The organism is Natronorubrum thiooxidans (genome assembly GCF_900156475.1).
In the GTDB taxonomy this organism is placed as follows: domain Archaea; phylum Halobacteriota; class Halobacteria; order Halobacteriales; family Natrialbaceae; genus Natronorubrum; species Natronorubrum thiooxidans.
The window spans coordinates 1-10,142 of record NZ_FTNR01000036.1 but is presented as its reverse complement, the minus strand read 5'-3'; the positions used below and the strand labels follow the sequence as shown (position 1 = coordinate 10,142).

Below are 10,142 nucleotides of genomic sequence, written 5' to 3'. Positions count from 1 at the left end.
TAGGAGTACCGGGGGTTTGGCGCTCCCAGTTGACCCCACCCGCAAGACCGCGGGCACCATTCAGATTCTAACTGGATTGGTGTCTGGTAGGGTTGTAAACCTGAAATTCCCAACGCAGCGGTGCAGTACCGCGGGATTCCTGCGACTTTAGGCGCAGGAGGACGTCAATTACGAGCTTGAGGACGAGCCCGCAGCCCAATTGACCGATCGGTGGCCTGTGCTTCCCCCTGCAGTCCAGATCGAATCTGCTGACGGTGAGCAGCTTCTCGCGGCAGCCCGCGATCGAACAGCGTTGGATGATCGAACCCAACCAGCCACAGATAGTGACCACGAGCCGACAACGTATCTCTACGACGAAGGTGGGACTGGTATTCGCGACGAGCAGCGACTCACGACGCTGCTCGACAACGCCGGTGATGATGCGTGGTTAGTCCCTGCAATTGCCCTCCAGCAGGCACCTCATGAGCGTGAAACTGAGAATCAGGACAGTGGAATTCCGACCAAAGAACGCCTCGAGTGTCACCAGTGCGGACAGACAACCGACCATCGATTCAGCGATCATCAATTGCTTCCCAACGAAACTTGGACCGGCCACGCAATCTGGGAATGCCAGATCTGCGGGGTGCCGCGCTACGGGCCAAACCCAGAGTGAATTGCTACGCGCCGTGTCTTAACCAACAGGCGGCGATGGTGTAGCATGGATATTGGTTAATCTGACTGCTCAAGACCTACCTCACGGTAGCTTGCCCGCCACGTCGACAAGGTCCTCTTCGGTACGCCACTGATACAGCCGTTCTTCTCGATCAAACAGCTCGAAGACACCGTCCTGCATCCAACCGAACGGATACTCCTCGTCCTCATACTTCCGCTTGAGAACGTGACTTTTCGCGAAGTACTCGGTCGTACCGACGAGCAATCCCTGTTCGACAAGGAAGTCACTTGGCTCCTTTTCCGCGACACCAACGAGGTACGTCACGATATCGGCGATCAGGCAGAATTTCTGAATGCTGTTATCCCACTCTCCACGGATGTCGACCATCCGGAACGCGTACACATCGGTGCGACGGTTGAGACGGTCAATCACCAGGTTCAGCCGTCGGATTGGCTCCCGATCGTAGTTCCCGAGCACGAAGTACGACCGGTCGTTCTCGTAGATGGGGGTCAACTCACTCAGAGCGTGGAGGATCTCTTCGTTATTGGCCAGCGTTATTTCTTCCTCGTCAAGTTGATCTTTGGCACTTTTGAGAACGTCATCAGGAACAGGCGACTCCTCGTCAGTCATACTGAAGGCTTCTCATGGCGGAGAGATATGGTTTATGAAGTAAATTACCTACTCAAGAACGTGTGATTCACTGTAGAGTAGTTTACCCAAGAGTAAACTACTTGTCGCCGTGTCGTGTATCATATGGTATGAGTACCAAACATGGGGCAGCAGAGGAGATGGAACCTCGTGAACTCGTCCACTTCGTCACCCAGCAGACGCGATTCGCCCTCGTCAACAACATCCTCCAGCATCCCGATCAGCTCCCATCGATGTACGAACTCGAGGAGCTCAACCCCAGTGTTAGCGACGCCACCGTTTATAAACACGTTCAAAAGCTGATCGACGCCGGTATCGTCAAAGAGGTCGCCCTCGACGACAACGAACGCAGGCAAGGATACCCGTGGAAGTTCTACGGACTCTCTGAGGAGGGACGTGAGTTTCTTGACAATCACAATCTCCTCGCAGCCGAGGAGACGCTACAACGGATCTACGAGACGATCTCAGACAAGCCTGAGAAGATGATTAAGTACGAGAATGCACCACGACCTGCCGAGTCGTAGCTGTTCAAGCTGTCAACGACTCTGACCCCAACTCGGGGTTTGTCAGTGAACTCCCGCTCTGCCACAAACTAACGCAGACAGAAAATAAATCGAGACAGCAACGGTGCTCTTGGAGGATGTGAGTTTTTCCACTCGAGCCGGAGATATGAGTTCCGAAGGCATTCACGTTGATTCGATGCTACCGCCGAGTCAGACGGTCTGACGATCGCTGTCGATGCCAGTATCGATCCAGATCGCTCTACCCCCTTGAGAGATGCGCGCTCCAACAGTGATTTTTTGCGCCGGTGATGGGTCCCGGCGCACTGAGCAGAAACAGACGAACACTGACCAAGGCGTCGGCGAACTAAGGTGAGAAAAATGCATATGATCATCTACGCACTGGTAGAGGCATCGACAGCAGAAGAAGCGCTTTCAACTGGACAGACGGTGTTTGATCAACTAGTCGGTGCAGAGCCGCAGTCCTGTGCAGTATTCGACTACTACGTCACCTTCGACGAAGTGGACACGACAGTGGCTGGAAAAGCACGGTGGGGTGACCTGCCGACGGCTGTGCCCATCACATCAGAGGAAGGCGAAGAACTCCTCGAGCGGGCCTGGGAGACCATCAAGAAAGAGTTCCAGCGCAATCTGAATCAGGTGAAAATCGCACTCGAGGAACACAGCGACGACGAGATCATGCGCGATAAGGGCCTCGCTCGGCACGCCTTCCAGCGCGTCGGTGCCTCCCGTGGTCCGTCGATCTGCTTGTATGATCAGCACGCGACAGGCATTCGCCATCGCGGACACCTCGATCGCCTCCTCGAGGAGAATAGAGAGAACAAGACGTGCTGGATCGTGCCGGCAGACGTTCATTTCTGAGTGACCATGCCACGAATACCTAACTGGACGCGAGAGAGTCGAACACCCACGCTAGCATATCGAAACACAGAGACTGGAGCGCGAGCCGTTCTGCATCGTGCGCCGGATTCCTACGCGTACAAGTGGCGGGCAGCGATCCTCGTCAACGGCTATCCGGTCTGGTCGCGAGGCTTCGAGACCAAAGAAGCGACCAGCTTTCGGGATGCACTTCGGGACCGACCAGCCCCCGAACTCTCGTGTATAGAGTGTCCAAACGACGATGTCATCGTCGGCCAGAAATCTGCCGCTGGTGCGAAGGTCCAGCGATGGTTCGATTGTCATGACTGTGGTTACGAAGCTCCCTCGCAGATCGTCTATGGCGCAGAACGGTAGCAACAGGTGAGAGCGCAAGCTGCGAAGTGAGCATCACTGCACGGCGGGTATTTTATTGATCAATACTGATACCAGAGGTATGAGCGAGGATGTAGTCAAGGCCGCGTTTCCCGAACTCGAGGTAATCGAAGACGACGACCTTCGAGCGGGCGTCGCCAGTGCGTGGGCGATGGCCATCAAAGAGAATAACATTGACGACCTCACCGAGGTACCGTGGCTGCCCCCAACACAGCGTGCGTTAGGGTTGGAGAACGAACGGCTGGTAAGCCACGTTCGGGACGTAACTGCCTGTGCCGTCACGCTTGCAGAGACGCTCCTCGAGCGGCGCGAGGTCACGCTCTCATTGGATACTGTCGTTGCTGGTGCACTCATCCACGACGTGAGCAAACTCGCCGAATTCGACGGGATGACTGAAACGCCGGTTTACAACCTGCTCGGACATCCCTACTACGGTGTCTACGTCGTTGCAGCAGCGGACTTGCCAGTCGAACTGGCACACATCGTGCTCTCCCATACAAGCCGAACGACGGTCGAGCCGGCGACGATCGAAGCGGAACTCATCAAGCGGGCCGACGAAGTTGCGGCAGCCGCCATCCGGTCACAAGCGACAGACGACCTTCGAACCGTATGACCGCTGCACCGAACGGTAGGTACTTACTGTAGAGAGTACCGTCTGCTCACTCACTGCGAATCTTGAGAGCATCGGCACAGTTTGTTGTGCCTCAACAGGAGTAGAGGCACCATCCAATGAGTAACACCCCAGAGCACTCCCAAGATTCGAACAATCTCTCACCAGCACAGCGCCTTGAGCCACCGAATCCGCGACTTATCGACGCCAGTATCGCGACAATCTACGACATGGACACGTTGCGGGCCTGCGTCGCCTACGAAAATCAGCACCAACAACGTGTTCCGATTCTCCGTCAACTCGAAAAAAGAGCCATTGAGCTCCGCTCACAGGATGATGACTAACTCAGCACGCCTGCTGACAGATTGCAAGGCGTCGAGAGGGATCCAACGGTCGTCATTGTATCTCCGTCCCCGCTCGGAAGCTTGTGAGGTCGTCAATACGGTCTTCGAGTGCTTCGATTTCCTGTTGCAGTTCCTCGGCTTCTGTCTCCTCACTGGCAGCAAGTCGATCCTTCAATCCCTGGAGGCGTGACTCCTTGACGTCCTCGTCGACCTCTGCCTTACGAACGTATTCGCTCTCATCAATCTCGTAGACATCGGATTCGGTGAGCGTCGTCACCTCGAGTGCCTCGTCGACCTTCTGGCGGTCAACACTCATGACCCGCTCGCGGTCGATCCCTTCTGTCTTGAGCATCGAGAGGACCTCCTCGTCGTCTTTGAGCGAGCGATTACGGCGACTTGTGCGCTGGACTGAGCCGTACTGACTGGCAACAGGACGGTCGTGATGGAGTCGGGAGAGAAGCACGTCAGCAACCTCCTGGCGAAAGTCGTTGGCATCGCGCTGGACATCCGACAGCAACGTGTAGAGATTCACGAGCGTGGCCGTCTCTAAGTCAGGTAACTCGGTAACATCGTGGCGCTCGAGTGCATCGATTAGTAGCAGAGCATCCGAGTAGACATCGAGGCCCTCAGGTTCGGTGCGGTCATCGTCGGTGTCTGGTTCATGTGCTGTGTCGGCCAGTTGGGTCGTCGTCGGCCCGTCTGTCTCGGCGATCACACCCGCGTCCTCGTCGATCTCGAACCGGGGGTGAACGCTCAACACCGCTGGATACGGGTCAGCATCTGGCGGGAGCCGGTCGAGATTGAACCCATTGTGTGAGGTCTGTATCTGATGATAGAGTGTCTCGAACTGCTCACATTGGAGCGGACGCTTCTCGGTGGACTCGTCAAACTGGACGATAACGCGGTGTTCCTGGACATCTGTGATATGGATGCGAGAGTGCGACAACGGTGTAATCAGTGTCGCGTCCGCCGGCAGTCCATCCAGATGCTCGAGAAGCGTGTGCCAACTGACGCTGAATGGCATACGGGAGAGTTACGCGCCGTCCCGACTAAATCTTGTTCTCGACGGGGAGCAGAGAACTCTCCCACAGAATTTGCCATCGGCAATGATAAAGAGCCACACGAGTTTGTATCGCGTTTCGTTTGCGAGCGCCGTCAGTACACCGTGGTGCCTCTCGATCCGACTCGTCGAGAGCACCTCTTCAAGCGTGTCCAGTTCGTCGAGTCGCTGTTCGACGTCCTTGGGACGGCAGTCCTCGAGTTCATCCTCAAGGTAGTGCTGAGACGTTGTGTCGCTGTTGTCATCACCTTCGATTGAAGAATCTTCTCAATTAACTCTTGGGAACAGTAGTCTGACTGGTCGATGTAACAGAAATTGCGCTCTGTAGCTAGTATTGCACAATATAAACAATACTCTTATACGCTATCACCCCCTCGATTATGGTGTGCAACAGTCAAATATAGACCTCGATCAATCGCCATCTCGTGCAAGTGTTTCAGGGCGAAAGCAGCGTGCTGGAACGGATTTCATCGGCGGTTATGGCCAGACGACTGGAAGCTCCGATCTCCTATTTATCGAGGGACAGCTTCCAACAACCGATGGCGTCGTAGACGGCGATCAGCCGGCGCCAGTCCAGATGGAGCGTAGTCTTAAAAACCTGCAGACAGCACTCGCTCAACAGGGCCGAACACTCGATGACGTGCTCAAAGTGACGGTATATTTCACGGACCTCAAGCACTACGATGCAGTAAACGAGGTATATCGTGAAGCCTTTGACGAGCAGCTTCCAGCGCGAACCGTCGTTGGCGTCTCGGAGTTGCTCGGTGGTGCCAGTATTCAACTCGACGCGGTTGCCGCGATCGAGTAAGCAAGCTATTTTTCGTGGCCAGCTAACTGACTCACAGTCCTCCATCCAGAAATCTGTTTGAGCTGATGTCGCTATCAGTCTTGGACTGACTCAATGGGTCAGCTACCTCTCACGACGATACACGTGCCAGCGAATCCGGATCCCGCGAGCGCGAAGGAACCGCCCGAGTTCGGCGCCACCCCAAATTATTGCCGTGACCAGGGCAACAATAACCGGCCCGAGGTCGGACAGATTCATCCACGGGAACTAGAGTCAATGACGAACATGACCACGTGAGACGGAACGGCCGTTCGAGCGCTATCGGCGATCGGATCGAAGAGGCCGAGGTCGACATCCCGCTGGCCGTTATCGTCGTCGGAACTGCTTCGCTGTGATATGAGGTCGAGTCCGCTTGCGCTCTTCCCACCGGCGCTCTCGTCACCTGTCTCGAGGCCGGTGTATTTTTGAGACCCCCAGAGGGGTGGAGGTCTTCTCGAGTTCAGTTCAGTTCGATTCGACTCGAGAAGCACTGATCAAACATGGCTACGAGCAGCAGCTCCCGGGAAACGTTCGACGATTCGGACACCCGGCACGACGAGATGCACAGCACGATCGAAGCATGGATCCAGGACCTCGTCGATGAGGTCGATAGCGCCGTCTCGAGCGAGCAATTCAAACAGTGGTTGGATGTCCAGAGTCGCTTCCATGATTATTCGCACCGAAATACACTGTTGATCAAACTCCAGTGTCCCCACGCAACGCGCGTTGCTGGCTATCGAACGTGGCAGAACGAGTTCGATCGGCACGTGAGTGAGGGGGAAAAAGCAATCTGGATCTGGGCACCCATCATCGCGAAACAGTGTCCTGAATGCGGGAACTCGCCATCGTACCACGAACGCAGTGACTGTGAGTATAACGACACTGAGCCTGACGACTGGAACAAGGGACTCGTGGGCTTTCGACCAGCACCGGTCTTCGATATCTCGCAGACAGAAGGTGAACCACTTCCGGAACTCGAGACCGAGGCGAACGGCAATGCCGGCGAATTGGTCCCAGCACTCCTCGAGGCGTCGTCCGCACTCGAGGTAGCTGTCGAGGTCGTGTCTCCTCGAGAATGGTCTCACGGCAGCGCCAAGGGCGTCTGTCAGTATCGCCTGGAGAAGCAGCCCCTTGTGGAAGTCCGTGATCGTAAAAACGAGGCTGATCTCGCCGTCACACTCGTTCACGAGTACGCTCACGCGCTGTTGCACGGTGGCATCGATACCGACAGTATCACAAAAATATAGATGGCTAGTGGGAAACTATATTTTCGTTTGTATCGTAGAGAGGATAAACCAATGACTGGATATGAGCACTGGGATGGGAATGTCAACGAGGCTGTTATGGAGGAGTGGGTAGCCGAAACAACCCCGTTCGACCGAGTCAGGGAAGTCCTGCTCACAACGACATCGTTTCAGTATGCAAGCGCGATTACCGAGCGTGCTCACGTAAGCGAACCAAGCGCACGAAAGCACCTGAAAACACTCGCTGATTCCAGTCTAGCCGAAATCGATGACACAGGTCAGGGGACGAGATACAAGCGTTCTCGCGAGACCGTCGCGATGAGTCGGATCCAAGAATTGCACTCAGAGCTGACCAAAAAAGAGCTCATCGAGGGAATTCGCGACATGAAAGAGAAGATCAGCACCTACCAGGAAAAGTACGGTGCAACGGACCCGGACGATCTCGCACTCGAACTCGAAGCCGATGACGGCGAAGGATGGGCGGCGATCTCGAGATGGCGAGGATTAGAAGAGAATTTGAAAGTCGCTCAGGCGGCACTTTCGCTGTACGACTTCGATCCGGATAGCGAACGCGGTAATGATGCAAGTCAGTTCAACTCGTCTCGAGGAGCGTTCGCCGGTGGGTCTGGAGATCTCTCAGCGTAATATATGTCCAGCGAAGACTCAGACGGTATTTCACCAGAAGAGCAGTCAGCCGATCTCGGATCACATCCCGATACGGCGTCAAACCCTCCTTGACAAGGCGAGAGCTACAGTCTTGACTGGCTGACATCGGTCAAGATTTGACCGGTGACCGCTTGCTCGGTTTTTGTGGTGCCACAGGGGTGGACACCATGACAGAACATCCGACGTTAGCAGAGTTCGCCACGAACGAAACAACTGACTCGAGGCAGACCGGTCAACCATCGACTGACGAGACCGTGACGATGACAGCTGACGAGCGAGTCGCAACATACCTCATTGAGGATCAGATGGCAGATCTCACAGACGCGATCCGTGAAGCGGTCCAAAACGGCATCGACAGTCCGGGTTCATCCCGTGTGCTGGTCAGCATCTCACCAGAGCGATCGATCATCCTTGATGATGGTGCTGGCGTCGACCTCAAGTCCACCGAGGGACGACGCAACCTCTCAGTGCTTGGTGCGGGAAGCAAGCAGCGATCGGACGACGAGACGATTGGGGAGTGGGGCATCGGCAAGGGGGCGATCATCGCGAAGGGCGCGGTTCGCATCTGGAGTCATGACACCGCACTGTGTTTCGACTATCGAGATCGACGCAACTCGGGACCGTGGGCAGACGTCAGCGGTCGCGATGGCCAACTCGTGGACGCTGAGCATCATCTCAAGGGGATGCTTGTCGAGATCGATCACTACGAAGACGAAGTGCCGGATCCAGACAGCTACCGCTGGCGGCGCTACGTTCGCGACCTCCGAAAGCGTTTCGCGTACGTCCAATCCCGAACGGGCGTCTCGGTCGTGATCAATGGCGAGTCAGTCGATAAGGGCGACCCACTCGAGGCGGTGACTGACTCACCACATCCGTCGCTCACACGCGAAACTGAGGATGCGATCCTTGCACTCGAGTACACGCCCCACGAGGGACTCGACATCTACAGCAACGGGCTCTACGTGACGACGAAACGCGAGTACGGACTCGGTGGGGTCGTCGTCTCGAAGGGAAACTTGACGCTGAACTTTGCCCGCAACGACATCCAGTCAGGCTGTGATCGCTGGCAGCGGATCGACAGTGCACTCGAGCAGGCTCGTGACGATCTATATGCCGAGGTCTCGGACGATCGGCTGACTGCTGAGAGTCGGGAGGTGATGATCGAGACGATGGCCTCCGAATCAGCATCAGACGAGCAGTGGGCCGATCGCAAGCTGTTCCAGCTGGCAACCGAGTCCCGCATCAGCCTCGAGGAAATCCAGGCAGCTCCGAAAATCGGGTGGGTCGACAGTACCCAGAAAGGCGCGGACAAACTCGTCGAACGCGGCTATGTCGTCCTCGATACGAGTGATGCGGCGACGCAGCGGCTTCGCGACCTCGCCAGCGACGAGAACATATCGATAGTGGTGCCAGAGACATTCGATGTTGGCAAACAAGCAGAGTCAGAGGGAGTCTGGACAGGCTATCATCGCATCGAGGACGAATCGCAGTTGAACGCTGATCAGCGACGGTATCTCCGCTTTGCTCGAGTGCTGGCAGCAGAGCTTGGAATTGAGCGAGATGTGTACTACGGCGAGGCGAGTGCCGATGCCTGGACCGACGGCAGGACATACATCGTGATCACTGACTCAGCGGTGACGAGTCGCCAGCGTGCGGTCTGGATGCACGACCTGTATTTGGTGATGCTGCATGAGACGGCGCATGAGACCTCGAGTCAGGATCGTCCCTCGCACGGGCATCACTTCGAGAGTACGTATCGGTCGCTCGTTGAGGATCCGGGGAATCGAAGTTCGTTCGCGGAGCTTGTCCAGCAGGTCGTCGACGAGGGATTTGCGTCCGTGTTCGAAGAGTACGGGGTGGGGCTCTAGCAGAGCGCGGCCATCACTTCTGGACAATTCCGGTAATGGAGCAGCGAGATGGAAGACTAACTCGAATAGACTGCAGTGGCACGAGATCGGTATGCAGGACAACCCTTCGAAGAGTCGTTAACACTGCTCTTCTGGGGATGTAACCCGAAGTTCGTCTTCGACTTTTCACGGCGAGGCTTTCTCCTCGCACTTCCGTAAGACGTACGCGTTAGTCCCGCAGCTGGGCAACGGTCCGTCCGAGTTCCCGAGCACGTTCGCTCTCGGAGATATCATACCGTTCTTCCAGCGACCGAAGTTGTTCTTCGAATTCCATGGTATACGGGAGTGTGCTCCTCTTTGACATCCTCCCGCGCCTGAACAGTAGTTGCCGATTCAGATTGTAGAGAGTCGATGGAAACGTGATGAGTCACTGAAATCCGCCTCACGTTGTTTGTTCAAGCGGTAATTTGAGC

12 protein-coding genes and 1 pseudogene are annotated in these 10,142 nt (G+C 55.8%); 11 read left to right on the top strand and 2 right to left on the bottom strand.

Going from position 1 to position 10,142, the window contains the following annotated elements; translation table 11 throughout:
* The first annotated feature begins 217 nt into the window (after nucleotides 1-217).
* Complete coding sequence (locus BW940_RS20250) at nucleotides 218-652, top strand: hypothetical protein (protein WP_235847874.1); 435 nt, start codon at nucleotides 218-220, stop codon at nucleotides 650-652.
* An 81-nt stretch (nucleotides 653-733) separates the two neighbouring features.
* Here BW940_RS20250 and BW940_RS20245 read toward each other — a convergent pair whose 3' ends face one another.
* Nucleotides 734-1,282 carry a hypothetical protein gene (locus BW940_RS20245; protein ID WP_076610966.1) on the bottom strand — a complete coding sequence of 183 codons (549 nt, stop codon included), beginning with the start codon at nucleotides 1,280-1,282 and terminating at the stop codon, nucleotides 734-736.
* A gap of 128 nt (nucleotides 1,283-1,410) precedes the next feature.
* Here BW940_RS20245 and BW940_RS20240 point away from each other — a divergent pair, with 128 nt between their 5' ends.
* From BW940_RS20240 to BW940_RS20220, 5 genes are all read left to right on the top strand, one after another.
* Nucleotides 1,411-1,824, top strand: coding sequence for a MarR family transcriptional regulator (locus BW940_RS20240; protein ID WP_076610965.1), 414 nt, complete (start codon nucleotides 1,411-1,413; stop codon nucleotides 1,822-1,824).
* Nucleotides 1,825-2,181: 357 nt separating this feature from the next.
* Entirely contained in the window at nucleotides 2,182-2,682 is a 501-nt protein-coding gene (locus BW940_RS20235) for a hypothetical protein (RefSeq protein ID WP_076610964.1), read from the top strand.
* A gap of 6 nt (nucleotides 2,683-2,688) precedes the next feature.
* Complete coding sequence (locus BW940_RS20230; RefSeq protein WP_076610963.1) at nucleotides 2,689-3,054, top strand: DUF7568 family protein; 366 nt, start codon at nucleotides 2,689-2,691, stop codon at nucleotides 3,052-3,054.
* 79 nt (nucleotides 3,055-3,133) lie between these two features.
* Nucleotides 3,134-3,685 carry an HD domain-containing protein gene (locus tag BW940_RS20225; RefSeq protein ID WP_076610962.1) on the top strand — a complete coding sequence of 184 codons (552 nt, stop codon included), beginning with the start codon at nucleotides 3,134-3,136 and terminating at the stop codon, nucleotides 3,683-3,685.
* Between the two features lie 116 nt (nucleotides 3,686-3,801).
* Nucleotides 3,802-4,026: a hypothetical protein gene (locus BW940_RS20220; protein WP_076610961.1), complete on the top strand. Its 225-nt coding sequence runs from the start codon at nucleotides 3,802-3,804 to the stop codon at nucleotides 4,024-4,026.
* A gap of 52 nt (nucleotides 4,027-4,078) precedes the next feature.
* Here the strand turns inward: BW940_RS20220 and BW940_RS20215 are convergent, their stop codons facing one another.
* Nucleotides 4,079-5,050 carry a hypothetical protein gene (locus tag BW940_RS20215; protein WP_076610960.1) on the bottom strand — a complete coding sequence of 324 codons (972 nt, stop codon included), beginning with the start codon at nucleotides 5,048-5,050 and terminating at the stop codon, nucleotides 4,079-4,081.
* Between the two features lie 144 nt (nucleotides 5,051-5,194).
* Here BW940_RS20215 and BW940_RS21620 point away from each other — a divergent pair, with 144 nt between their 5' ends.
* The 5 genes and pseudogenes from BW940_RS21620 to BW940_RS20195 all read left to right on the top strand — a co-directional run bounded on the left by BW940_RS21620 (nucleotide 5,195) and on the right by BW940_RS20195 (nucleotide 9,690).
* Entirely contained in the window at nucleotides 5,195-5,344 is a 150-nt protein-coding gene (locus BW940_RS21620) for a hypothetical protein (RefSeq protein ID WP_159440203.1), read from the top strand.
* A 127-nt stretch (nucleotides 5,345-5,471) separates the two neighbouring features.
* Nucleotides 5,472-5,894: a RidA family protein gene (locus BW940_RS20210; protein WP_084776844.1), complete on the top strand. Its 423-nt coding sequence runs from the start codon at nucleotides 5,472-5,474 to the stop codon at nucleotides 5,892-5,894.
* A 518-nt stretch (nucleotides 5,895-6,412) separates the two neighbouring features.
* A pseudogene (locus BW940_RS20205) lies at nucleotides 6,413-7,141 on the top strand (ArdC-like ssDNA-binding domain-containing protein); the annotation flags it as partial.
* A gap of 69 nt (nucleotides 7,142-7,210) precedes the next feature.
* A complete protein-coding gene (locus BW940_RS20200) occupies nucleotides 7,211-7,801 on the top strand; it encodes a DUF7342 family protein (RefSeq protein ID WP_076610959.1) in 591 nt (196 codons plus the stop codon).
* A 188-nt stretch (nucleotides 7,802-7,989) separates the two neighbouring features.
* Nucleotides 7,990-9,690 (top strand): hypothetical protein, encoded by a 1,701-nt coding sequence (locus BW940_RS20195; protein WP_076610958.1) that lies wholly within the window; start codon nucleotides 7,990-7,992, stop codon nucleotides 9,688-9,690.
* Nucleotides 9,691-10,142: the final 452 nt, after the last annotated feature.

Excerpts from the sequence above, each read along its gene's own strand:
- BW940_RS20240 (WP_076610965.1), top strand. The coding sequence starts at position 1,411 with ATGAGTACCAAACATGGGGCAGCAGAGGAGATGGAACCTCGTGAACTC.
- BW940_RS20225 (WP_076610962.1), top strand. The coding sequence starts at position 3,134 with ATGAGCGAGGATGTAGTCAAGGCCGCGTTTCCCGAACTCGAGGTAATC.
- BW940_RS20230 (WP_076610963.1), top strand. The coding sequence starts at position 2,689 with ATGCCACGAATACCTAACTGGACGCGAGAGAGTCGAACACCCACGCTA.
- BW940_RS20245 (WP_076610966.1), bottom strand. The coding sequence starts at position 1,282 with ATGACTGACGAGGAGTCGCCTGTTCCTGATGACGTTCTCAAAAGTGCC.
- BW940_RS20195 (WP_076610958.1), top strand. The coding sequence starts at position 7,990 with ATGACAGAACATCCGACGTTAGCAGAGTTCGCCACGAACGAAACAACT.
- BW940_RS20220 (WP_076610961.1), top strand. The coding sequence starts at position 3,802 with ATGAGTAACACCCCAGAGCACTCCCAAGATTCGAACAATCTCTCACCA.
- BW940_RS20200 (WP_076610959.1), top strand. The coding sequence starts at position 7,211 with ATGACTGGATATGAGCACTGGGATGGGAATGTCAACGAGGCTGTTATG.
- BW940_RS20215 (WP_076610960.1), bottom strand. The coding sequence starts at position 5,050 with ATGCCATTCAGCGTCAGTTGGCACACGCTTCTCGAGCATCTGGATGGA.
- BW940_RS20235 (WP_076610964.1), top strand. The coding sequence starts at position 2,182 with ATGCATATGATCATCTACGCACTGGTAGAGGCATCGACAGCAGAAGAA.